We start from the raw sequence: 25,961 nt of genomic DNA, 5'->3' as shown, positions 1-25,961 counted from the left end.
AAATGTCTTTTAGAGTTTTGATGATAGAAATAGAACGTAAATTTTTAGTGAAGACAAATACTTATAGATCTGAATCGCACAATAATTATTCTATTAAGCAAGGTTTTTTAAATAGTCATGCTGAGCGCACTGTGAGAATTAGAATTAAAAAGGATATAGGCTATATAACAGTAAAAGGGAAATCATCTCAAAACGGTCTATCTCGATTTGAATGGGAAAAAGAAATTTCTAAAACCGATGCAGAATCGCTTTTACAACTTTGCGAGGATGGAATCATAGACAAAATCCGTTACGAAGTAAATGTTGGGAATCACACTTTTGAAGTTGATGAATTTTTTGGTGATAGTGAGGGGTTAATTATTGCAGAGGTAGAATTGAATACTGAAAATGAGATTTTTGAAAAGCCGACTTGGCTAGGAAAAGAGGTTACAGGAGATGTGAGGTATTATAATACTCAGTTAAGTAAAATACCATTTAAATTATGGAATAGATAAACACTCTGAATTGTCAGAGCGTTTATCTATTTAATTTTGAGAAGTAAAAATATCATCTGAGTTTATAAAACCCGTTGTTGATTGTGAAGCCCAAGTCCCTGTTAAAGGAGAATAAGCGTAAACAATATTATTATTATTATCGTCGTTAATTAAAAATGTACCATCTGAACTAAATATATCACTAGCGTTTATAAACCCAGTTGTTGATTGGGCGTCCCAATTACTAGAAGAACTTGTATAAGCATAAACGACATTGTTATTATCATCGTTGATTAAAAATGTACCATTAGAACCATAAACATCATCAGAATTAATAAACCCTGTAGTAGATTGAGAAGACCAAGTTTCTGTTGAGCTTGAGTAAGCATAAACAATATTGTTGTTATCATCATTAACTAGAAAGCTACCTTCGAATTCTGTTATATCACTAGCATTTATAAATCCAGTTGTTGCTTGAGATGACCAAACACCAGTTACAGGAGAATAAGCATAAACGATGTTATTATTATCATCATTAATTAAAATGTATCTATTAGAAATTATATTTTTTGCAGGAACATTTATATCACTAACTCCATTTTCATCTGCAGCAACTACTTCAGTGCTCTTGGCATAGAGCGCATAAGGAACACTCAATAACTGACTAGTTCCAGCAATAGTGTAGTTAGCTCCTCCAGTAGGATCAGTTTCGGACTTTATGTAATAAGTTCCATTTCCCCAATCTATAGAGGAAAAATCATTAGATGTTGTGCCTGATCCAATCTCTAAAGTAACTAAGCCATTATCATTGGTGGTGGTTGTATGTGTTTCAGTATAAACTTCAGTACCAGTATCAGAGTTTTGTAAAATACTAATTCTAATACCTACTGATGCATTTCGAATAAGGTCATCACTTGCATTTCTGACTATTGCCTGATAACTCATTATTTCTGGTGCTTGGGCAAAAGAAATAAGTGAAAACAAAAATATAAAGAGCGTTGTGTAGAGATTTTTCATAGATTATTTTTTTGATATTTTATATGATTGAATGATCGTATTGTCTTTAAGTATATTTAAAATATAGATAGAATTTTCTAATGAGGTCAAATCTATTTTAGATTGAAGTATAATGAGTTCTCCTGAATTAACTTTTCTACCTGATAAATCTATAAGTTGATATTTTAAATTTTCTATTGTAGTTAAATGTATGTTTAAAATATTATCTGTCGGATTTGGAAAGACTGTAGAAATAGACTGACTAATATCATTTAGACTTAAAACATCAGATATCTCGTATGGTATCTGAACTCCTGAAGAGCTACCTCCTCCTGTACCATTTGCTTCTTTATAATGAATTAAGCCAACTTAATATGATACTTTTCCGGAAGTAGAAGTACTCTCTGAGCCTAAAGACAATATATTTTCTTGTGCGCTTACATAAAATGTAAAACATGTTAAAACAAAAAACAAAGTAATTTTTTTAATCATTTTTTTGAATTTAAAATACATTATAAATGTAAATTAAATCCCAAAAAAAGCCTATCACTTTAACAAATGATAGGCTTATATATTTTAATAATTTATTTATTGCTTTGTTTGAGGGGCACCACTTACAATAATGAATTCTGAACGTCTATTTAATTGACGTTCCTCATCTGTACATTTTGTACCACAATCTATCTTTGGTTCAGTTTCTCCTTTACCCATTCCTGAGATACGAGATTCATCTATACCTTTAGAAATAACATACTGAACAGTGGTTTTTGCTCTACGATCTGAAAGTCTCATGTTATAAGAATTAGAACCAATGTAATCTGTATGCGACGTTGCATTAATTACTAATTCAGGATATTTGTTCATTATTTGTACAAGTTTATCTAACTCAAAAGCTGCTTGCGCAGTGACATTAGATTTATCGTATTCAAAATAAATAGGGGCTAATTCAATTTTATCAGCGACAATTAATTTTTCAATTGGATCTAAAGAAATTTGTACATCAAGCTCTTCTTCATTAGAACCTTTAACAGTTACTCTTTTACTATCGTAATCATTCATGGTTACTTCTAACTCAGTATCTGTCTCACACTCCACGATAAATTCAGTAATACCTTCTTCATTAGTAGTTTTAGTAGAAATCTTATTACCTTCAATATCAAATAAAGATACAGTAGCTCCAGAAATTGGTTCACGGGTTTTGTCGTCTAAAACAGTAGCAGCTATTAAAACATCACAAAGTGGTTGTAACTTTTTAAAGATATAAATATCATCACCACCTTTTCCACCTTCTCTATTAGAAGACACAAAACCTTCTTCAGTTTCTTCTACGATATTAAAAGCAAAATCATCACCATTACTATTAATAGGAATACCTACATTACGTATTGGAGCCATTTTACCATCTATTTCTTTAGTATAGAATACATCAAGACCACCCAATCCTAAATGCCCATCAGAAGAAAAGTAAAGAATATTTTTACTGCTAATATAAGGGAACATTTCTTGTCCTTCTGTATTTACTTTTTGCCCCATATTTACGGCTTCACCTAAAGTTCCGTCGGCGTTTATAGGTGCTTTATAAATATCAAAATCTCCATAACCACCAGGCATATTGGAAGCAAAATACATAGTGGTACCATCAGAACTTACAGATGGATTTTTTACAGAATAATTTTCGCTATTTATAGGTAAGCCTTCAACATTATCCCAATCTGAATCTAATTTGGTTGCCTTGTATAGAAATATTTGGCTATAACGTGTTCTTTTACTTAAAGTATCTCTCTGATAAATATTTTCATAATAACTTTCACGTGTAAAATACATTGTGTTACCGTCAGGTGTAAATGAAACCAGACCTTCATGATATTTAGTATTTAATATATAATTTGCTATAATAGGTTCTTGATACGTATCATCAGAGTTTTTAGAAACTGTATAGATATCTAGGTATGGTTGGTCATTCCAACCATAATTTTTTCGAATTTCATTTCGACTAGAACTAATATATAATTTACCATCGTTTAAAATGCCACCAAAATCTGATTGATCAGAGTTGAAATCAGCATTTTGAATATTAAACTTTTTTCCTTGTTCTAATATTTTAGGAAGATAATTTTTGTTTTTAATGTAAGTAGTTGCTCTATTGTCTGATGGACGCATAGAAGCAAAACGATCCATTTGTTGATTAGAAGCTTCATATTTCCCATTTGCTTTTAGCATTTGGGCATATTTATAAATCATTTCAGGGCTCTCTGAAGATTCTAAAACTTTGGAGTACCAACGTTCAGCTTCAAAAGTATTGAATATGTTATAATAGCTATCCGCGAGTCTTCCATAAATGTATGTGTCACCTTTTCCATCTTCGACCAATGCACTATAATTTTCAGCGGCTTTAACAAATTCTAGTCTAGAAAATTGTTTATCTGCTTTTTTTGTATCACGATTTTGAGCAGTTAAGCAAAGGCTACTCATCAATGTAATGAATAATATTGTTTTTAGGTTTTTCATAATTCTTTAGCTTATCTGATTAAAAATATCTTGGTGAACGAGAAATACGTTTTGGAAAATTAAGGTTAAATAAAAGCATTACTTCATGAGAAGCTGGTGCATAAGCCTTAATGTCAGATGATACAGCATCATAAGCATAGCCAATTCTTACTGTTGGTGATAACGCAAAATTAACTAAGCCAGAAAATGAATCATCCAATCTGTATGAAGCTCCAATTTCAAATCTCTTATAGAATCGAGCATTAACGTTTAAATCAAATGAGGTTGGTGCATTAAATGCAGATTTAACCATGAATGAAGGTTTCAGCTCTGTGTTTGGTGACAAATCAAAAACATATCCACCTGTTAAAAAGTAGTGTTGCGTTTCTGAACCTATTTTAAAGCCATTTGCATCCAAATGCACTGATGACAATAAATTAGGAACCGATAAAGATAAATAGTATTTATTGGTATAGTAAAAGAAACCAGCACCAATATTAGGGGTTGTTTCACTAATATTGTTTTGAAAGAAAGGATCGTCCTCATCAATTAGATCAATCGAGCTTAAACCTATATCGTGAAAGGTAGCACCGGCCTTTACTCCAAATGCTAATCTGTGTTCACCACCCAATCTTAAGGTGTATGATACATCTGCATAGACATTAGTTTCTTTAACAGGACCAATTCGATCTGATATAACAGACAAACCTAACCCAAGGTTATTACCAGCAGGTGAGTGAACGAAAAAAGTACCAGTTTCCGGTCCTCCATCAATGTTTATCCATTGGTTTCTGTAAAGTAATCCAAAAGAGAGGTTTTCTCTTGAGCCTGCATAGGCAGGATTAACAATATTCATATTATACATGTACTGTGTGTACTGAGGGTCTTGTTGTCCATGCATTTGAAATGCTAAAAGCAAAACAGCTATAATAGAGAGTTTTTTCATTATAATAAGTTGATTCAGTTAGTTGATTATCTGTTAATATATATCCAAGCACTACGTTTCTTAGATCCTCCTTCATATTCCATAGTATAGAAATAAGTTCCCACAGGAAGCTCCTCCCCATCATTTGTTTGCCCTACCCATTCATCTGTGTAATTATTTTTTGAATAAACAAGCGTACCATTTCTATTGAATATTTCGAGTTTAGTAACACCGTAACTACTTAAATCGAAAGAATCATTGAAACCTGGAGTAACACCTGGTGAAATACCTTGCGGAATTACACAAGATTCTAATTCCATTACAAATGTTGTTATAGTATTAACACAGCCCGTAGCATTAAAAGTAATCTCTGCTGAGTAATCACCTTGTACTAAAACAGTATCTAACGTTAAATTATTTGCACCACTAATTTGAACTCCGTCAAGGAACCAACTTACTGAAACATCTGCTTGTGTAAAGTTTGAAGGTGTAATACCAATAATAATTGGGACAGTTGCATTAGGACATACTTCATACTCAAACTGAGGATCAAAAGTTGCTAATGGCACAATATTAACTTCTAAGTTAAATGAAGTAGTGTTGTAACATCCATTAGTTGTATTTTCCGCTCTTACGTATACAGTTTCTCCACCACTAGAATAAGGGCTTGTGAGTGCTCCTGTGCCATTATCTGCATCTTCTTGTGTATTATGATAAGTAATGACAACATCAGCATCAGTATTAACTTCATCATCAATAGAAGCTAAGTCAAAATTAGTAACGCCATCTACACTACCATCTATATCATCACATACAACAAAATCTTCAGGTTGGTTAACTTCAGGTCTAGGATTAACAGTTAATGTTACTTCTGATAATGAACGACAACCTAAGAATCCATCTGCGGCAGCATCAGCATCTTCAATTCTAATAATTAAAGTTTCACCTGAAGAATTGTATGGCGACGCAACTGCATTCATAGCTTGGTTAGCATCAGCCGTACTTGTATAATAAGACACAGCAAAATCAGTACCAAGACCTAACGAAGTTGTTAAAGCATTTAAGTCAAAGTCTTCACTTCCGTCGGCTACAGGTCCATCGCAAACAGTTATGGATTGAGGAGCTACATTGCCAGCATCGTCATACATATTAACAATTACAATTTGAGAGAATGCATCATCACTACATTGGTCATCAAAAGCTTGTACTTGGTAATTATCGGATTCAGTTACTGTAAGTGTAGGTCCTGTTTCACCAGCTAGAACAAAACCATCTCTATACCAAATATATTCATCTGCAAATGGTGAATTTGTTTCAATAATTACTTGATCAAAACCACAAACAGATACTTCGTCTACGTCTTCTGGTGCATTAGTATTATCTATTGAAACATCGTTACTAACAATTTCAGCTGAAATTTCAGCTTCAATTGTACCTCCATCTGTAGTTCCAGAATTTGTCTGAGTAATTGTAATTGTACCAGGATCGTCTGAGAAGTTAGTAACTAATAACATATATATTTCATCTGGCAAGGCATTGTCTATAGTTAAATTCTCAGTAGAAACAAAAGAATAACTACAGTCAACTATATTACCAAATGGATAAAAATCTGGGCTAGTTGTATTGTTAGGACAGGTAGGACAATCTTCAAATGCAATCTCTGAACATGCATTTTCAACAGATTCAAAAGGTCCCCATAAAACAAAATCAACATCTAATCCATTTCCTGCTGCATCGGTTTGAGCAATCTCTATTTCAATTAGTCCCCCTTCTCCAATTTGAATTATATTCCAAGTTGGATTTGGCGCAGATGCTAAACACGCTATATCATTAGGATCTGGGATACCAATAATGTTAGAACTTACTAGAGCACCTCCAACAGAACAGAAGTTTTCAGCATTATCACATATTATATTAGTCGGAGCTTCTCTAATACATAAGTCAAACGTAGAAGTCTCAGATTGTGCACCTCCACTAAAAATACGAATGTAATAGGTGTTTCCTATAATTAACGCCGGTGTTACACTAGATGTGTTATTTGAACAATATAATTCCGTTAAAGCACCACAAGTACCTTCATAAACAGCATGATCTATATTAGTTGTACCACCTGCAATGTTTATTATTGAGAGAATTTGTACTTCACTTAAGGCAGTAAATTCAAACCAAACATCATCATTTATCGTACCTGTACAACTACCAGGATCTTGACTAGAAACTGTTGCAGCTAAAATAGTACCAGGAGTTACTAAATCACATGTCTCACCATCATTTACAACAGCAACAATTGCTGCATCACATTCATCATTACTTGGTGGACAAGCCAATACTTCATAAAAAGGACTACTTATAACACAGTTATTATCTTGTTCATTAGTTACAAATACTTTTACTGTATTTCCAAAAGGGAAAGGACCTGCTTGATATGTGCCTGTTGCAGTTGCTTGGACGGTAGTAGCATCAAAATCATTAGAGATTTCTAGAGAAGTAGCATCACCTAAACTAGTCACATTAACATCTATAAAGAATTGGTCGTTATCACAATCTGTATTCACAGTATAGTCTGCCTCTGCTAATGTACATGTTAAAACTTGAACATTTACAGTGAAATCTAAAGTCACACCCCAAGTTCCATTGTAACATGGATTTGGTGTCGCTTGACCAGAATCTGCAGTACCTATGCGCATTCTATGCTCACCAATAGGTGCAGTAGCGGGCATAAGGAAAGATGCGTCTAATGTTGTTGGGTTAGCATTGGTCGAAACTCCAGAGTATACTAATTCATCGGCATCAAACACTAAGTTGTCATTAAAATCTATCCAGATATTAGTGCCATATGTAAATCCAGTAACAAATGTTATAGCTACGTTAGTATTAATACCTTGAAAGACATTCACAACAGGAGTTGTATGATTTTCGTATGTTTCATCACCAAAACTAGGAAAGTCAGTTACACCAATGGTAACGTTATCAACTCCTTGACCATCATTACTTGTTGGAACAGACTCACAATAACCAGTGTAGAATTCTGAAGGACCAGTCCAAGAACTTAAATTAGAAGGGTCACAAATCGCCTGAACGTAAAACTCATAGCTTGTATCTGACATTAGTCCAGTTATAACGTAGGGGTTAGTTGTTACATCAGTTACAACAGTCCCTGTACCTTGAGCAAAGCCAGCTGGTCCATATTCTATATTCCATGATGTTGCAGCCCCAGCCTCAGTCCAACCTATCTCGGTAGAAGTTAAACTTAGGTTATTACTTGTTAAATCGGATGGCTCAGGACATGTAGGGATATTTCTTACTTGGAAATTATCTACAAACACGTCTATATCTTCAGGGTCATTTACAGTTCCTTCAGAGCCTAAAATTCCAAACTGTACAATTTGACCTGCATATGGTGTTAAGTCAACAACAGGATGAATACCAGAAATTGGCACTACAGAAGTATTATCATAAGTTAAAAGTGGAATCCATGTTGCTCCGTTATCATTTGTCATTAATAATTGTACTAAATCATCAGAACCTAAAGTTCCAGCAATTGTACTACTATTCCAATTAGTAATTGCAAAATCAAACTCTACCTGAAAGGGTCCACCAGTTAAATCAAACTGAGGTGATATAATCCAATCACTCTTACCTGTTGTAAATAGGTTTATTTTATAGGCTCCATCTCCAGTGCCAGTGTTAAGAAACTCATCTGGTACCCAAGAACCAGTACCAAAATCACTTGGACCAGTAGTAGCATCACCATTATCAGCTTCATCCCAACAATCAGGAATAATAGTTGTGAAGTTTTCTAAATAATCAGGTATAAATACCGCACATAATGTTGTGAAGTTAAAAGGGCCAGTAAAAGAACTTAAATCACCACCACAATCACTCTGAACATAAAAGTCGTACCCAGTTATAGCATCAAGACCTGTTACGATGTATGGATTAGAAACGTTCGTTGCAGTAGGTGTACCTGTTGGTGTATCACCTGTTGGCACTATTTCTACATTCCATATAGTTGATGTTCCATTTTCTGTCCAAGATAACTCACCTCCATCGGGTGTTATATTAGTGATTGCAATATCACTTGGTTCTGGACATGTAGGTACATTTCTAACTTGAAAATTGTCTACAAATACATCAATATCCTCAGGATCATTTACGGTTCCTTCAGAACCTAAGATTCCGAATTGAACTGTTTGTCCGCCATAAGCTGTTAAATCAACTACTGGGTGTAATCCAGTGATAGGTACAACTGAGGTGTTATCGTAAGTAATTAAAGGAATCCAAGTAGCACCTCCATCATTTGTTATTAATAGTTGCACTAAATCATCAGAACCCAAAGTTCCTGCAACAGTGCTACTATTCCAGTTGGTAATTGCAAAATCAAACTCTACTTGGAAAGGACCACCGGTTAAATCAAAAAGAGGTGAAATTATCCAATCACTTTTACCTGTAGTAAATAAGTTTATTTTGTAGGAACCAGAAAAACCATCATTAAGAAAACCGTCAGCCGTCCAAGAACCAGCACCAAAATCACCTGGTCCAGAAGTCGCATCACCACTATCAGCTTCATCCCAGCAATCCGGAATAATCGTTGTAAAATTTTCTAAGTAATCAGGTACAAATACATCACATAATGTCTCAATTGAGAATGGTCCAGCAAATGCACTTTGTTCTGTGCCACAATCTGCTTGAACATAAAAGTCATACCCTGTTACAGCGGTTAAACCAGTTGCAGAATATGGATTAGTTACTCCTGTAGCAGTTGGTGTACCTGTTGGTGTTGCTCCAGCAGCAACAATTTCTATATTCCATGTGGTTGAAGTACCGTTTTCTGTCCATGAAAATTCTGCTTCATTTGCAGTAATCCCTGTTGCAGCTAAATCACTAGGAGTAGGACATGCTTGAGATATTCCACCTAAAATCACATTAGGTATAGTATCATCTATGTTACTCGCAGTTGGTGGTGTAGCAGGATCTGGATTTGTGCCATCACTAAAATAAGATATAGTTCTGTTAGTGGTTACTTGAGAATTATAAAAATCATCTCCAAACTGATCAAATCCGGCACTATTTTCCTCTACTGCTACTATTAAATTGTCTACACCAGAATATGTAAAGGGCGTATCTAAAGTTATAGTTACCCATCCTTCAACACCGGCAGTAACAGTAATTCCACCTGCATATACTTGAGTTAGAGAAGTTAATGGCTCCCAATCATTTGTATCAGCAAATTCAGTTCTAGTTGATTCTGCCATGTAAATAATCATATCTTGACTATTTGCTAAATCAGAAGTCCCACTGTAATACCATTGAATCTCAGTGATATCACCTGCAGCATTAATTTCAGAAGCTAAATACAGAGTTTGCGCGTATGAGTATCCGAAATAAGCTTCGAAAGGTGCATTTTCGCCTTGTAAATTACCTGCTCCAATTGCTACTTGAGCATTAATTTGAAATAACATGGTAAAAAGTGCAAATAGTAGTAAAGTACTTTTTTTCATTATTAATTTGGTTTGTTAGTAATTATTTTAGCCCTTATAATGAATTGATTATAAAGGACTTGATTTATTTTTTATGAAGTGGGACATTGTTAGACATTAATTACGTTGGTTAGGCGTTTTTCTTATGTCAAGTCGAATATATAAAAAATGACTATTAACAGGATGTTAACAATGTTATAATAGATTAACTACCGTAATAATCGATAAATGGTTTTAACATTTAACCGTATTAAAACGGTCTAAATTGTATATATACAGGGAAATGATCACTATAACCTCCTTTGTATTTTTTACCAACATAGGTTCTAAAAGGTTGTCCTTTATATTTACCATTATATTGAGTTAAAAACTTAGAATTAAATACATCAGCACTATCAAAAGCAAGCGCAGAATTATTAGCATCAAAAAAGTTTATAGAAAATAGAATTTGATCAAACAAATTCCATTGAAAATCATAGTTTTGACTTCCTTTATCTTGAGACCAAACTGTTTTAAAGGGATTGTAAAGGCCACTTTCTTTTTCAAGTAAAGACATACTATTGTTATTAGGGTTGTCATTAAAATCTCCCATAACTAAAATCTTAGCATTTGGTTTTTCTTCTTTTATATTTCTAATGATGTCATTTACTCTATTTGATGCGGCCAAGCGCTTATATTCGGTTTCTTTCTCACCCTCTCTTCGAGATGACCAATGATTTACTATAATACTAATAGGTTCATTATTAAGATTACCTTGAACTAATAGAATATCTCTAGTATAATCTCGCTCACCAGTTTCGGTTTCTAGATAAACAGAAAACGTTTCAGAACTTTCAACTGTAAAAATATCACTTTTATATAGTAAGGCGACATCAATTCCTCTTTCGTCAGAGGAATCATAATGAATATAACTATAAGCCTCCTTAATTAGGTTTTTACTTCTTACTAAATCAGATAGTACTTTTTTGTTTTCAACTTCTGCTAAACCAACAATTACAGGTGCGATTTCGGCATCTTCTTCTCCTATTTTATAAATCACCGAACCTAATTTCATTAGTTTATTTTTATACCGTTGCGATGTCCATCTTTTTTTTGATGTAGGTAAAAAGTCATCATCATTGGTTAACGGATCATTCTCTATATCGAACAAGTTTTCGATGTTATAAAATGCGATAGTATAGGAAGTATAATTAGTGTTAGTCATGGCAATAAATATATGATTTTAAAACCTTATTCTAAATAATGCATTTGTTTAACTTTGCACTTTAATTATTTTATGATAGAGAAAAAAGATATAGCACTAGAAAAAGTAGTTTTAATAGGTGTTATTACACAAGATCAAAATGAAGAAACATCTACAGAATATTTAGATGAACTAGAGTTCTTAACTTACACAGCAGGAGGGGAAGTTGTAAAACGTTATACCCAAAAAATGGCGATGCCTAATCCTAAAACATTTATAGGAACAGGTAAGATGGAGGATGTTAGACATTATGTAGAGGGAAATAAAGTAGGAACTGTAATTTTTGATGATGAATTATCACCCGCACAAGAACGTAATATTAGTAAAATACTTAACTGTAAGATATTAGATAGAACCAACCTAATCCTAGATATTTTTGCCCAACGTGCTCAAACAAGTTATGCTAGAACTCAAGTAGAATTAGCTCAATGCGAATATTTATTACCAAGACTAAAAGGAATGTGGACTCACTTAGAAAGGCAAAAAGGTGGTATTGGTATGCGTGGACCTGGTGAAACTGAAATTGAAACGGATAGACGAATTGTACGTGATAAAATATCATTACTTAAGTCAAAGATTAAAACGATTGACAAACAAATGGCTGTACAGCGTGGTAATCGAGGCAAAATGGTACGCGTTGCTTTAGTTGGATATACCAATGTTGGTAAATCTACATTAATGAATGTGATTAGTAAGAGTAAGGTATTTGCTGAAAACAAGCTTTTTGCAACATTAGATACTACAGTAAGAAAAGTTGTAATAGGTAATTTACCTTTTTTAGTAAGTGATACTGTTGGGTTTATAAGAAAGCTTCCAACGCAATTAGTAGAATCTTTTAAGAGTACTCTTGATGAGGTAAGAGAGGCAGATTTATTGTTGCATGTTGTGGATATATCACATTCTAATTTTGAAGAGCATATCGATTCTGTAAATCAAATTTTAGATGAGATTGAAAGTAAAGATAAGCCAACCATAATGGTGTTTAATAAGATTGATGCTTATGAACCAGAACCTTTTGATGAAGAAGATTTAATAGTTGAAAGAACTAAAGCCAATTATAGTATTGAAGAATGGAAAAATACGTGGATGGCTAGAGTTGGTGATAATGCGTTATTTATATCTGCATTAAATAAAGAAAATTTAGACGAGTTTAGAAAACGTGTTTATAAAGAAGTTAGAGAAATCCATGTCACACGTTTTCCTTACAATCACTTTTTATATCCAGATGTTGAGGATATACAATAAAAAAAGAGGTCTAAAACTTAGACCTCTTTTTATGATAATAATTTATTTTTAGAAAGCGTAGCTTAATCCTAAAGTATAATAGGTCTGCACTTTATTATCAGCATCTGCTAAATCTACACCCTGAAAGTTTGCAGCTTCTTGTTGATTGCTTCTTAATGCAAAATCAAAACCTACACCAATCATTTTCCATAGTGTATAGCTAAATGAGTTTGTCCATGTCCAGTTAGATAAGTCACTTGAATTATAGCTTTGGAAAGTAGAGAAATTTGTTTTAAAGTTAATTGCTCCAATAGATCTTGTATAGTCTGCAACAATTTTTGCACCAGCAGAAGATTCGAAAGCCGCATCGTTCTTAGCGAACACAAAGTTGTAGTTTAATGGGTGAATCACTACAATTAAATTTTCTAGTGGAGTCCATGTTGCACCAACACCAAGATCTAAAAATCCAGGGTCATTAAAATTATCTAATAATGTTGTTCTGTATTCTCCTAAAGCAGATACAGCCCATTTATCACTAAGTTTATATCCATAAAGAGAAGATAAATTAAATACATCTGTAGTTGGGTTAAAATCATCACTATCTAAATCGGTATCCTTGTTATCTAATTTTACCCAATTTAAATTTGCAGTTAAAGAATTTCTCCAGAAGTATTTTTCTTCAAGCTTGTTAGCAAAAGCATTAACTGTAATACCTATATTACCAGAAGCATTGTTTGGTGCTCCTTGAGCGTACCAATTCTTAAAGTTAGATAAACTTCCACCAATAGTACCAAAAGCACCAGTTCTCCACCCTGGTAACGCATCGATTTGTGCTTGTAATGCGTTTGCTTCTCCTTGAAACTTATCAGCTTCTGCTTGTTTTTCTGCTTTTTGAGTTTCTAATTCTTCTTTAGTTTGAGAAAACCCAAATGTAATTGCAAGCATTAAGAATGCTGAAAAAAATATTTTTTTGTTCATAATAAATAAAATTTTGAAAATAGCTCTCATTAGGTTGCAAATATAAGTCTTTATTGATTGCTGTTATTTATGAAACCAAATAAATATCTGTTAGTAAGACCTAAGATGTTGAAAAAGTCACATATTATTTTCTCTTGTAGAGAGGCACAGAAGAACAAGCTTCACCAAACATTACAGATTTGGCTATTGGTTTTAAACGTTGAGAGAGAAAAACAAGTGCATTTGCAGGGACCGGCTTATGAGAACATCCTTTAATAATCACTGGAGCATCTTTATATGTAGAAAGTTCTAATTCTGAAATTATTGAAGCATAAATTATAGATTCTAAATGCTCTAAAGAACCAATAACAGTGAGCTTAGAATAAGTTTGGAGTTGAATAGATATAAGCATATATGCCCAATCTGGCACAATGGCATCTGTAGAGCAATGTAAAGCTATATAACAATCTTGATATTGCGACCAATCGTGTTCAGAAACAGCAACTCTAAACTCTTTTTCTCTGAGAACCAAGCCTTCAAGCAGCCAGTCTTTGATATCAAAAAGTATTCGATTACCATTTGGATAATAATCCTCTAGGTCAATAACCTTTAGCTTACTATTCGCGACTCTATTTATAATTTCGTCAGCCATATTATAACATACCCAATTCTAACTTCGCTTCTTCGCTCATTAAATCTTGAGTCCAAGGTGGATCGAAGGTAATTTCAACCTCCGCATCTTTTACATCGTTAAGAGATTTTACTTTTTCTTCGACTTCTAAAGGTAAAGTTTCTGCAACCGGACAATTAGGTGTTGTTAATGTCATTAAGATTTTTACATCATAATCTTCATTAACCATAACATCATAAATTAATCCTAATTCATATATGTCTACAGGAATTTCTGGATCGTAAATAGTTTTTAAAACCCTTACAATTTTATCGCCTAGTACGTTTGTATCTATAGTTATATCACTCATTTTAGTTCAATTGAGTTTGGTATGCAATGGCATATAATTTTATTTGTTTTATCATACTTACTAGTCCATTAGCTCTAGTAGGTGATAAATGTTCTTTTAATCCAATTTTATCAATAAAATCTGTATTGGCTTCTATGATATCATTCGGATGTTGATTAGAAAATGCTCTAATTAATATGGCAATAATTCCTTTAGTGATAATGGCATCACTATCTGCAGTAAAATTCACTTTGTTGTCTTGCATATTTGCATGAACCCAAACTTTACTTTGACATCCTTTAATAATATTATCGTCTGTTTTATATTGATCTTCTATTAAGGGCAACGTTTTCCCTAAATCAATCATGTATTGATAGCGTTCCTCCCAATCTTCAAACATAGAAAACTCATCAATTATATCATTTTGTACCGCTTCAATAGTCATAGTCTTTTACTTTGATGCAAAATTACAAAATCACTATTGTTTTATAACATTTTCTTTAATGGATAACACTTTATTAACTAAGTCCATAATTACTTCTGGTGGAGAACCATGATCAAAAGAAGATGTTGTAATTTCTTCTCCACCTTCTTTTATAGTTAAGGTAGCGTGAGCAGCACCATCAAATAAACGCTGATTTGTAGGTGCTTCTAGTTCTGTAAATGTTTCTCTATTAACTTTTTCTAAGAGCTTATTTAATTCTTCCCAATCTCCTTTTTCGCAACTATATTTATCTTTATTGATGAAATTTCTATCCGAAGAAACTAATACTTCAGTTTCTGAGATTTCTACAAATATAAATGTACCTCGAGACAAAGCTTTGTATATAAGAAAAATTCCGTCTTTAAATTTATTTAGAGTAGCGTTTTTATCTGTGATCTCTAAAATGTTAGCTGTTGAATCCGTATAGGATTCTCTAGAATCAGTAGATGCAGCTTTAGTAGAATTACAAGACTCCGTAAATAATATCAGAGTAAAAAGGCTAAGTAATATTTTCATAATTAAAGTGTTTAACACTATAAGTTACACTTTTGATGCCAAAGTCTAAGAAAGCATCATTACCGACTTTTTTAATGCAGTAATAAATATGTCTATTTCTTCTTTGGTATTATAAAACATAAATGATGCTCTAATCGTTCCTGGAATTTTAAAATAGTCCATAATAGGTTGTGCACAATGATGACCAGTACGAACGGCAATTCCCATTTTATCTAAAATAGTTCCAATATCATAGGGATGAATGTTGCCAACATTAAAAGAAATTACAGAGGTCTTCTCTTTTGCAGTTCCATATATTTTAAGACCTTCAATTAGAAGTAGTTGTTCTGTAGCATACTGTAAAAGCTCATTTTCGTATTTAGCAATAGCGTCAAAACCAATAGAATTCATATAATCTAATGCAGCACCGAAAGCAATACCTCCGCAGATGTTAGGTGTACCTGCTTCAAATTTATGAGGTAAATCTGCGTATGTTGTTTTTTCAAATGAAACTTCAGCAATCATTTCTCCACCACCTTGATAAGGTGGCAATTTTTTTAGCCATTCTTCTTTACCATAAAGCATACCAACACCAGTTGGACCACAAATTTTATGTGCAGAGCATACATAGAAATCGACATCTAATGCTTTAACATCTGGTTTTATGTGAGGGCAAGATTGTGCTCCATCAACTAAAACCGCTGCCCCAACCTTATGCGCTTCTTTTATGATGTATTCAATAGGGTTTATAGTACCTAAAGCGTTTGAGATATGATTAACAAAAACGAGTTTTGTATATGTGTTTAAAATAGAATCAAATACAGAAAGTACTAACTCTCCGTTCTGATTCATTGGGATCACTTTCAAAATAGCTCCAGTACGTTCACACAACATTTGCCAAGGCACAATATTGCTATGGTGTTCTAATGCAGAGACTATAATTTCGTCACCTTTTTTTAGTAATGAAGAAAACCCATTTGCTATTAAATTAATACCATGAGTTGTTCCAGAGGTATATATAATTTCGTGAGGATGCTCAGCATTAAAATGTTTTTGAATTTTTATGCGTGCTTGCTCATAAGCATCTGTAGCTTCTTGACTTAGACTATGAACTCCTCTATGAATGTTTGCGTTGTAATTACTATAGTAATCTACAATTAAATCGATAACCTGTTGAGGTGTTTGCGAAGTTGCTGCGTTATCAAAATAGATTAAAGGCTTTCCATTCACTTCACGTTGAAGTATAGGGAAGTCTTTTCTTATAGTCTTTACATTAAAATCGATATGATTTTGTGGTAAACTCATTTATAAGTCAAACCCAATATTAACACCTAATTTATTGGCAATAATCTTGGTAATTCTGTTTTTAATTGCAGGAATATTTACAGAGTCTAAAACGTTATTACTAAACGCAAACATTAACAAAGCTCTTGCTTCTTTTTCTGGAATACCACGAGAACGCAAATAAAACATTGCACTTTCATCTAATTGACCAATGGTACAACCATGCGAACATTTTACATCATCTGCAAAAATCTCTAACTGTGGTTTAGTATTAATACTAGCTTTGTCGCTAATCAAAATATTATTATTAGCTTGAAATGCATTTGTTTTTTGAGCTTCCTTTTCTACTAAAACTTTACCATTAAAAACACCAGTCGATTTATCATCAAAAATGCCTTTGTAATCTTGATGACTTTCACAGTTTGGCTCAATATGATGAACTAGAGTATTATGATCTACATGTTGTTTATTTCCAATGATGGTAATACCTTTCATTGTAGAATCGATACGTTCTCCATTTTGATAAAAGTTGAGGTTATTACGTATTAATTTACCACCAAAAGAAAAGGTGTGTACTTTTGCTATGCTTTCTTGCCTTTGATTTACAAACGTATTATCAACTAACGTAGCATTTTCATTATCGTTTTGAATCTTATAGTAGTCTACAATAGCGCGCTTATTTGCAAAAATTTCAGTAACACTGTTTGTTAAAACAGGATTATCAGTTAAGCTTTGATGACGTTCTATAATCTGAACATGAGAATTCTCATCAACCACCACCAAGTTTCTTGGCTGCAACATTAATGCAGCTTCATTACCAGTAGAAAAATGAATAATTTGTATTGGTTTCGCAGCCAACTTATTCTTTGGAATATGAATGTATGCACCTTCAGCAGAAAACGCTGTATTCAAAGATGATAAACCATCTTTAGGTGCAATTTTATTGAAATAGTTTTCAATAATCAATCTATATTTTGGCTTTGATAATGCTGAAGACATTAAGCAAACATCGATCCCATCATGAGTTGTTTGTGATAGGTGAGAAGAATATTTCCCGTCAATAAAAATGATTTTATAACAATCAATTTCATGTATAAAATACTTCTTTACATCCTTATACTCTAGAGCATTTTCGTGTTTTGGAAAAACGCTGTAGTCGTGTTTTAAAACAGAATTCAACGACGTGTATTTCCAAGCCTCTTGTCGTTTAGTAGGGAAACCTTCAGTTTCAAAAGTCTTTATAGCTTCTGTACGAATATCGTGTATAGGAGAATCGACATCAACACTATTTTCAAACGCCATAAATGACGACACTAACTTTTCTTTTAATTCCATTCTGCTTATGTGTTAAGCGTTTACTTCTTCCTTAATCCAATCGTAGCCTTTAGCTTCTAATTCATGAGCTAATTCTGCAGTTCCTGATTTCACAATTTTACCATTGTGTAAAACATGAACATAATCAGGCACTATATAATCTAATAAACGTTGATAATGCGTAATAACAATCACAGCATTATCCTTAGATTTTAATTTATTAACTCCATTAGCTACAATACGAAGAGCATCGATATCTAAACCAGAATCTGTTTCATCTAAGATGGCCAGTTTTGGCTCTAACATAGCCATCTGAAAAATTTCATTTCGTTTCTTCTCTCCTCCAGAAAATCCTTCATTTAAAGAACGTGATAAGAATTTGCGGTCAATCTCTAACATTTCAGATTTCTCGCGAATTAACTTCAGCATTTCATTAGCTGGCATATCTTCTAAACCCTTGGCTTTACGAGTTTCGTTAATAGCAGTTTTCATAAAGTTAGTCACACTAACTCCAGGAATTTCTACAGGATATTGAAATGATAAAAACACACCTTTATGAGCACGTTCCTCTGCCGCTAATTCTTCGATATCTTCATTGTTAAGAAGAATATTACCTTCAGTAACTTCATATTCTTCTTTACCAGCAATTACTGAAGCTAATGTACTTTTACCAGAACCATTAGGTCCCATTATAGCATGTACTTCTCCAGCTTTAACCTCTAGATTAATTCCTTTTAGAATCCCTTTATCTTCTACACTTGCGTGTAAGTTATTTATTTTTAACATTGTCTTTAATTTCCTAGTTTTATAACGTCTCCTTTGTTCGGATCTGATGCTTCTATTTTTAATATTTCTTTTATTTCAACAAGGTGTTGCCAGCCTTCTTCACCCTCAGCTTTTTCAAATTTTCTCACTCTAACAGTCACAGGAACCATATCAGTATCTTCTTTTTTGAATGCTTTTACTTGCTCGTCTAATTGGTGCATGTTTTCGTCAATAACGACTCCATAGATTTCAGTTGCAGTTTGAAAAACAGCAGCATCAGCATAATAAACAAACTCACCTTTCATGGTTACAAAACCATCATTTGCATCATAAGATTTAGCACGATTTTCCTCTAAATTTACCTCTGACTTAGTTTCATTTTTGCAAGCAAAAACAACTAAAGTTAAAATGATTATAAGATGTACTTTTTTCATTATTAATGTGTTTATCCGACAGAACCTTCAAGGCTAATTTCTAATAGTTTTTGAGCCTCTACAGCAAATTCCATTGGTAATTTGTTTAGGACTTCTTTGCTAAATCCATTAACTATAAGGGCAATTGCTTTTTCGGTATCTATACCTCTTTGATTGCAATAGAAGATCTGATCTTCACCAATTTTACTTGTTGTAGCTTCGTGTTCTATTTGTGCTGATTTATTTTTAGCTTCAATGTAAGGGAAGGTATGTGCTCCACATTCATTACCCATTAGTAAACTATCACATTGTGAAAAGTTACGAGCATTGTCTGCACGCGAATTAATTTGCACTAATCCACGATATGAGTTTTGAGATTTACCAGCTGAAATTCCTTTAGAAATAATAGTTGATTTTGTACTCTTACCTAAGTGAATCATTTTTGTGCCAGTATCGGCTTGCTGATAATTATTGGTAACAGCAATTGAATAAAATTCACCAACTGAATTATCACCTTTTAAAATACAACTTGGGTATTTCCATGTTACGGCAGAACCCGTCTCAACTTGTGTCCAAGATATTTTTGCGTTTTTTTCACAAAGCCCTCTTTTTGTAACGAAATTATAGACACCACCTTTACCTTCTGTATTACCAGGATACCAGTTTTGTACGGTTGAATATTTTATTTCAGCATCATCTCGAGCAATTAATTCAACAACAGCCGCGTGTAATTGATTTTCATCTCGACTTGGTGCTGTACAACCTTCTAGATAAGAGACATAACTTCCTTCATCAGCAATTACTAAAGTTCTTTCAAACTGACCAGTACCACCTTGATTAATTCTAAAGTAAGTTGATAATTCCATTGGGCATTTTACACCTTTTGGAATGTAACAGAATGAACCATCACTAAATACCGCAGAGTTTAAAGCTGCATAGAAGTTGTCTTTTGTGGGTACAATTGTGCCAATATATTTTTTTACTAATTCTGGATGTTCCTGTATAGCTTCAGAAATAGGCATAAAAATAATACCCTTTTCAGCTAATGTTTTTTTGAACGTAGTTGCAACAGAAACAGAATCTACAACAATATCCATAGCAATATTGTTCATCTTCTTTTGCTCATCTACAGAAATTCCTAATTTCTTATACATGGCTAATAAATCTGGATCTACATCGTCCAATGTTTTGTTTGGATCAACTGCAACAGGTGCTGAATAATAAGCTATAGATTGAAAATCTGGTTTTTCGTAATTTACATTTGCCCAATCTGGTTCAGCCATTTCTTTCCAGACCTTAAAGGCATCTAATCTCCATTCCGTCATCCATTCGGGCTCTTCTTTTTTCTTAGAAATAGCTCTAACGATATCTTCATTTAATCCAACAGGAAAAGTCTCAGATTCTATATCTGTAAAAAAACCGTATTCGTATTCTTTGGTTTTTAATTCTTCCCTTAAATCGTCTTCAGTATATTTTGACATGCTCGTTTTAATTTTTTAAAGTGAAAATGATTCACCACAACCACAAGTTCGGTTGGCATTTGGATTGTTGAAAACGAAACCTGTTCCGTTTAATCCACCAGAATATTCTAATGTTGTACCAATTAGGTATAAGAAACTCTTTTTATCAACTATGATTTTCACATCATTATCTTCAAAAACTTTGTCTTCTTCAGCTTTTGAGTTGTCAAATTTTAAGTCATAAGACAAACCAGAGCATCCACCACTTTTTACTCCAACTCTAACGTAGTCAGTTGTTGGGTTGAAGCCATCATCAGTCATTAGTTCAACGACTTTCTTTTTAGCTGTATCAGAAACTTTTATCATATTCTTATATAGATATATTCTAAATATCTTGCAAAGATACGATATAAGTCTCTTTTTACCATATAACCTAACATTATATTAGGATATGATTTGATAGTTTTTAGTAATGTAAAAATTTAGGTAAAAGCAAGCTTGTACGAACGAAGTTTTATATGGTACAAGCGTCGGAGTGTTTCGTGAATATTTTTATTTGAAATACTGTAATATTCAAAATCACCTTTAGTGTCTGTATTTACTATAATATCACAGTGAGAGCATGTAAGCTGTGAGGTGTTGTCTGTGTTGGTTTTTGATTTTATATAATTATGACCAAAAACAGAGCATGGTAATGATTTATGGATTGTAGAATTCATTTTATTAGTAGGTTTAAGGACAACAATCTAATTAAAAATGAATTAAAACAAGTTGAAATGCATTATTTTTCGACGAAATGCACTATAATAAATTAGCATTATTTGATTTTTACCACTAATAAATCCTTACTTCCCTTGTTCTCTTCAATATCATAATCACTACTTTCAGTATCTCCAATTACATAAATATGCCCATCTAATGTTTCAATTAAATCATAAGCTAAATCTAATCCACTGCCTCCAAAGTTTTTTTGCCACAATAAATCTCCATCCTCATTTATTTTTATGACCCAAAAATCATTATCACCATAATTGACATTTAAATGTGTATCATTACTTTTAGAATAACCACAGAGCACAAAGCCATCTTTACTTTTCTTTATACTTGTAGCATAATCAAAGTTTGAACCACCATAATTCTTCTTCCAGATAATATCACCCAAATCATCAATCTTTATAATCCAGTAATCTGAGCCACCATAATTTGATGCAATATCAATATCATCGCTAAATGAATTACCAACAATAATATAGCTGTTGTCATCTGTTTTAATAAGCTTACGTGCTTGATCAATACCCGAGCCCCCAAAAGATTTTTGCCACAACAAATCTCCAGAAGAGTTGAGTTTTAGCACCCAATAATCGTATGATCCTTTACTATCTGTGATGTCAAAATCACCACTTTCAGAATACCCAGTTAATAGATAACCTCCATCATTTGTTTGTAAAACATCAAAAGCTCTATCATTTGCAGATCCACCAAAAAAGCGTTGCCACTGAATGTTTCCTTGGCTATCTAATTTATGGCACCAAAATTCACCAATGCCATGTTTAGCTGTAGTATTAAGGTTTTTATTAGTATTACCTAGACCACCTGATGCTGTGACGTCTAAAAAACCAGCCATAAAGAATCCATTATCATTAGTTTGAGTTAAAGCATAGGCATGATCGTGTCCTGAAAATCCAAAGCTCTTTTCCCAAATTAGATTACCTTGTATGTCTGTTTTTATAAGCCAATTATCGTGAAAGCCTTCATTATTACTTACATCCCCATCACTACTCATACTATAGCCAGCCATAGCAAAACCACCATCATTTGTTTGTACTAATGCTTGTCCTCTGTCATCACCTGAACCACCATAAGTTTTATTTAAAATGATATTTCCATTAATATCCAAAGTTGTAAACCAGTAGTCATTTCCGGGTAGCGATTTATCGATAATATCTCCATCGCTACTTTTTGTATGACCTAATATTCCAATATTACCACTTGTAGTTTCTATGATTGATAAGCCAAAATCTTCATCAGTACCTCCAATAGTTTGAGACCAATCTACAATACCTCTAAACTGCCCATCAGTTGAATTATCATCATTTGATTGACATGTCATAAGACATACAAAAAAGACTAAACTATACTTGTTAATCCATCTCATATCCTAATCATTACTTAGTTTAATAATCAGCATTCCACCTTCTATATCACTAACAATGATATTTCCGCTTTCAAAAAAGGGATAAATATTCCAAGCACCATGAAAACTAGTACTATTATCTGGAATGTATGTATCAAAAGAACCAGTCTCTATCATAGTTCCTGAACCAATACTAGAAATATCTACAGCGCGAATTCCAGCAGTGTAATTTGCGATATAAAATGTGTTACCCACAACGTATCCATTATGATCAATAGCACCAGTTGGTCCAAGATATTCCATATGGAAAACAGGGTTGTCTAAATCGATAAAATCGAAAACAATTGTTCTTGAATTCACTCCAAAATCAATTTCATCTACTTCATCACCAAGTAAAAAGTACTCCATGTTCTCTGTAAACCAACCTTGGTGTGTATACCCAATATTACTGTAATCTATTGTAGAAATTCGAACAGGAGCATTTTTGTCAGTAACATCTACAATAACTACTTGGTCTTCGTTACTACCGATTAGGATTTCTTTACCAGTATGATCTAAATCTGGTCCATTGTAAGTTACTACTTGAGCATCATGAGAATAAGCATCATCAGCATAACCACCAGCTGCAACTGGATTGGTTGGGTTTTGAATATTTACAAAATGAGGCCCACCATTAAAGGTGTCAGATCCAACAGCATAGGCAAAGCCACTGTTTTCATTAATAACAATATTATGAGCACTCCCAAAACCATTATAGGTAGCATCTGCAGTAAAGGTTTCAGGTGGGTTAGCGACGTTTCTTAATCTTGTTAAGTCAAAGACTTGCATGCCATGACCATCAGCCTCACTTACTATAAAGGCGTGATTATTGTAAACTTTAATGTCTCTCCACAAACTATTTTCGGTAGCTGTTGGCAGTCTACCTAAAAAGATTGGATCTGAAGAATCAGTTATATCCACAAATGCAGCACTTGTTGTTGCTCCGATTAAGGCATACTCATTTCCTGTTTCAGGATCTGTCCAGCCCCATGAATCATTACCTTCTGCACCAGGACCGCCAAGTATCTCAATAGGAATTTCACTCATTAAATCGAAACCATCACAAGGGTAACCATTAGCAAAACCATTAACACAAGGAAATTGAGGAACGATAGTATTGTCATCACAAACATCACCTATGCCATCATTATCTCCATCTTCTTGATTTGGGTTTGGAACTAATGGACAATTATCATTCTCGTCTAAAATACCATCATTATCATCATCAGAATCACAAGCATTTCCTTCACCATCATTATCGGAATCTAATTGATCAAGGTTGGTGTTATTAGGACAATTGTCAAAAGCATTTAAAACAGTATCACCATCTATATCTGTGTTAGCTTCAGGAAGGCGTTCGTCGTTACAGCTACAAACTAAAAGAACAGATATGCAAATGAGAAGTGCTTTGTTTAGGGCATTGAACTTCATAAGCTTTTTTTTAGCAATTTACAGTAAATTTTATTTCTGTTATAAAATCCTGTTATAATTAACGTAGATATTACCTTTGTATTTGATAAAAGGGAATATTTTTGCAACATGATAGAAGATAAAAATCCTCAACGTACACAGCTGAGTGAATTAGGTGAATTTAAGTTAATTGAACACCTAACTCAACATTTTAAAGTTACACAGAAGTCTACTGTTAAAAGCATTGGTGATGATGCAGCTGTATTGAATTATGGCAAAAAACAAGTCTTGGTGTCTACTGACTTATTAGTAGAAGGTGTACATTTTGATTTGAGTTATGTACCACTTAAACATTTAGGTTATAAAGCTGTAGTGGTTAATTTATCTGATATTTATGCTATGAATGCCCTGGCAACTCAGGTTACAGTTTCTATAGCGGTTTCTAATCGTTTTCCTTTAGAAGCTTTAGAGGAGTTGTATGCAGGTATTGCAACTGCCGCAAAATTATATAATGTTGATGTTGTAGGCGGAGATACTACGTCTTCAACATCTGGATTAATTATTTCCGTAACTGCCATTGGCGATATTGAAAAAGGAGATGAAGTCTTAAGGTCTGGAGCAAAGCCAAATGACTTATTAGTAGTAACAGGTGATATTGGTGGTGCTTACATGGGATTACAGGTTTTAGAACGCGAAAAAGAAGTCTTTAAGGTTAATCCTAATAATCAACCAGATTTATCAATGTACTCATACATTGTAGAGCGTCAATTAAAACCAGAAGCTCGTAAAGATATTATTGAGTTATTAAAAGAACTCAAAGTAAAACCAACGAGTATGATTGATATTAGCGATGGTTTGTCCTCTGAAGTTATTCATTTATGTAAACAAAGTAAAGTTGGTGTAGATGTTTATGAGGATAAAATACCTTTAGATCCGCAAGTAATTTCTACTTGTGAAGAATTCAATATAGATAGTACAACTATTGCGTTAAGTGGTGGAGAAGATTATGAATTATTGATGACCATTTCTCAAGAAGATTTTCCTAAGATTAAAGGAAACCCAAATCTTACAGTAATTGGTTATATGACAGATGAAGACAGAGGCATGTATCTTGTAACAAGAGGAGAAACTAAAATTCCTATAATTGCAAAGGGTTGGAATGCACTTAAGGGTTAATCATCAAAATCTTTTGACCTTTCTCTAATCGTTTGTTGTGAACACGATTTAAAACGGAATTAATTTCTTTGAATTTTGGTGTCAATGGAATAAACTTTCCATTACCATCAATTGTCATTTCAGATTTGCAATTTTTGCACTTGTATTCTCTTACATGGTAAGTGATGTTTTTGGAGACTTTATAGTCGTGACCAAATAGTGAGCAGTAAACGTTTTTCATTTTTTAGCTAGTCGTCTAATAGG

At 33.3% G+C, this 25,961-nt stretch carries 24 protein-coding genes; 3 read left to right on the top strand and 21 right to left on the bottom strand.

Annotated features, from left to right (window positions below):
• The first annotated feature begins 20 nt into the window (after positions 1–20).
• The gene (locus WPG_RS05800) at positions 21–494 is read left to right on the top strand and encodes a CYTH domain-containing protein (RefSeq protein WP_045470372.1); all 474 of its coding nucleotides are present in this window, start codon (positions 21–23) and stop codon (positions 492–494) included.
• Positions 495–524: 30 nt separating this feature from the next.
• Here the strand turns inward: WPG_RS05800 and WPG_RS17295 are convergent, their stop codons facing one another.
• The 6 genes from WPG_RS17295 to WPG_RS05775 form a co-directional block, all read right to left on the bottom strand.
• On the bottom strand, positions 525–1,490 hold the full coding sequence (locus tag WPG_RS17295) for a hypothetical protein (RefSeq protein ID WP_144374427.1): 966 nt from the start codon (positions 1,488–1,490) through the stop codon (positions 525–527).
• Positions 1,491–1,493: 3 nt separating this feature from the next.
• Complete coding sequence (locus WPG_RS18970; protein ID WP_410529696.1) at positions 1,494–1,724, bottom strand: T9SS type A sorting domain-containing protein; 231 nt, start codon at positions 1,722–1,724, stop codon at positions 1,494–1,496.
• Between the two features lie 333 nt (positions 1,725–2,057).
• Positions 2,058–3,977: an OmpA family protein gene (locus tag WPG_RS05790; protein ID WP_045470368.1), complete on the bottom strand. Its 1,920-nt coding sequence runs from the start codon at positions 3,975–3,977 to the stop codon at positions 2,058–2,060.
• A gap of 19 nt (positions 3,978–3,996) precedes the next feature.
• Positions 3,997–4,902 (bottom strand): type IX secretion system membrane protein PorP/SprF, encoded by a 906-nt coding sequence (locus WPG_RS05785; RefSeq protein WP_045470361.1) that lies wholly within the window; start codon positions 4,900–4,902, stop codon positions 3,997–3,999.
• Positions 4,903–4,928: 26 nt separating this feature from the next.
• Positions 4,929–10,382: a fibronectin type III domain-containing protein gene (locus tag WPG_RS05780; protein WP_084221526.1), complete on the bottom strand. Its 5,454-nt coding sequence runs from the start codon at positions 10,380–10,382 to the stop codon at positions 4,929–4,931.
• 229 nt (positions 10,383–10,611) lie between these two features.
• Positions 10,612–11,565, bottom strand: coding sequence for an endonuclease (locus WPG_RS05775; protein WP_045470356.1), 954 nt, complete (start codon positions 11,563–11,565; stop codon positions 10,612–10,614).
• A gap of 72 nt (positions 11,566–11,637) precedes the next feature.
• Here WPG_RS05775 and hflX point away from each other — a divergent pair, with 72 nt between their 5' ends.
• A complete protein-coding gene (gene hflX, locus WPG_RS05770; protein ID WP_045470354.1) occupies positions 11,638–12,849 on the top strand; it encodes a GTPase HflX in 1,212 nt (403 codons plus the stop codon).
• A 48-nt stretch (positions 12,850–12,897) separates the two neighbouring features.
• On the opposite strand, the gene WPG_RS05765 is transcribed toward hflX, so the two are convergent.
• The 14 genes from WPG_RS05765 to WPG_RS05705 all read right to left on the bottom strand — a co-directional run bounded on the left by WPG_RS05765 (position 12,898) and on the right by WPG_RS05705 (position 24,563).
• Entirely contained in the window at positions 12,898–13,806 is a 909-nt protein-coding gene (locus WPG_RS05765) for a DUF3078 domain-containing protein (RefSeq protein ID WP_045475245.1), read from the bottom strand.
• 124 nt (positions 13,807–13,930) lie between these two features.
• Positions 13,931–14,437, bottom strand: a complete 507-nt coding sequence (locus WPG_RS05760; protein ID WP_045470352.1) for a DUF2480 family protein — start codon at positions 14,435–14,437, stop codon at positions 13,931–13,933.
• Position 14,438: 1 nt separating this feature from the next.
• Positions 14,439–14,765, bottom strand: coding sequence for a DUF59 domain-containing protein (locus WPG_RS05755; protein WP_045470349.1), 327 nt, complete (start codon positions 14,763–14,765; stop codon positions 14,439–14,441).
• A gap of 1 nt (position 14,766) precedes the next feature.
• A complete protein-coding gene (locus WPG_RS05750; RefSeq protein WP_045470347.1) occupies positions 14,767–15,189 on the bottom strand; it encodes a SufE family protein in 423 nt (140 codons plus the stop codon).
• 33 nt (positions 15,190–15,222) lie between these two features.
• Positions 15,223–15,744 (bottom strand): hypothetical protein, encoded by a 522-nt coding sequence (locus WPG_RS05745; protein ID WP_144374426.1) that lies wholly within the window; start codon positions 15,742–15,744, stop codon positions 15,223–15,225.
• 45 nt (positions 15,745–15,789) lie between these two features.
• Positions 15,790–17,028: an aminotransferase class V-fold PLP-dependent enzyme gene (locus WPG_RS05740; protein ID WP_045470342.1), complete on the bottom strand. Its 1,239-nt coding sequence runs from the start codon at positions 17,026–17,028 to the stop codon at positions 15,790–15,792.
• Positions 17,029–18,342 (bottom strand): Fe-S cluster assembly protein SufD, encoded by a 1,314-nt coding sequence (gene sufD, locus WPG_RS05735; RefSeq protein ID WP_045470339.1) that lies wholly within the window; start codon positions 18,340–18,342, stop codon positions 17,029–17,031.
• 12 nt (positions 18,343–18,354) lie between these two features.
• On the bottom strand, positions 18,355–19,107 hold the full coding sequence (sufC, locus tag WPG_RS05730) for a Fe-S cluster assembly ATPase SufC (RefSeq protein ID WP_045470334.1): 753 nt from the start codon (positions 19,105–19,107) through the stop codon (positions 18,355–18,357).
• Positions 19,108–19,112: 5 nt separating this feature from the next.
• Positions 19,113–19,520, bottom strand: coding sequence for a hypothetical protein (locus WPG_RS05725; protein WP_045470332.1), 408 nt, complete (start codon positions 19,518–19,520; stop codon positions 19,113–19,115).
• An 11-nt stretch (positions 19,521–19,531) separates the two neighbouring features.
• Positions 19,532–20,980, bottom strand: coding sequence for a Fe-S cluster assembly protein SufB (gene sufB / locus WPG_RS05720; protein ID WP_045470328.1), 1,449 nt, complete (start codon positions 20,978–20,980; stop codon positions 19,532–19,534).
• Between the two features lie 15 nt (positions 20,981–20,995).
• Complete coding sequence (locus tag WPG_RS05715) at positions 20,996–21,325, bottom strand: HesB/IscA family protein (RefSeq protein ID WP_045470326.1); 330 nt, start codon at positions 21,323–21,325, stop codon at positions 20,996–20,998.
• Positions 21,326–21,441: 116 nt separating this feature from the next.
• Positions 21,442–21,678, bottom strand: a complete 237-nt coding sequence (locus WPG_RS18035; protein ID WP_144374425.1) for a hypothetical protein — start codon at positions 21,676–21,678, stop codon at positions 21,442–21,444.
• Positions 21,679–21,776: 98 nt separating this feature from the next.
• Entirely contained in the window at positions 21,777–23,114 is a 1,338-nt protein-coding gene (locus tag WPG_RS05710; protein WP_045470324.1) for a hypothetical protein, read from the bottom strand.
• 3 nt (positions 23,115–23,117) lie between these two features.
• Positions 23,118–24,563: a choice-of-anchor B family protein gene (locus WPG_RS05705; RefSeq protein ID WP_045470322.1), complete on the bottom strand. Its 1,446-nt coding sequence runs from the start codon at positions 24,561–24,563 to the stop codon at positions 23,118–23,120.
• A 108-nt stretch (positions 24,564–24,671) separates the two neighbouring features.
• On the opposite strand from WPG_RS05705, the gene thiL reads away from it, so the two are divergent.
• Positions 24,672–25,718 carry a thiamine-phosphate kinase gene (gene thiL, locus WPG_RS05700; RefSeq protein ID WP_045470319.1) on the top strand — a complete coding sequence of 349 codons (1,047 nt, stop codon included), beginning with the start codon at positions 24,672–24,674 and terminating at the stop codon, positions 25,716–25,718.
• Here the strand turns inward: thiL and WPG_RS17725 are convergent.
• A complete protein-coding gene (locus tag WPG_RS17725; protein ID WP_045470317.1) occupies positions 25,708–25,938 on the bottom strand; it encodes a hypothetical protein in 231 nt (76 codons plus the stop codon). The two genes, thiL and WPG_RS17725, sit on opposite strands and share 11 nt — an antisense overlap.
• Positions 25,939–25,961 lie beyond the last annotated feature (23 nt).

This window comes from Winogradskyella sp. PG-2 (assembly GCF_000828715.1).
Taxonomy (GTDB): Bacteria; Bacteroidota; Bacteroidia; order Flavobacteriales; family Flavobacteriaceae; genus Winogradskyella.
This window is presented reverse-complemented; position numbering and strand designations above follow the sequence as displayed.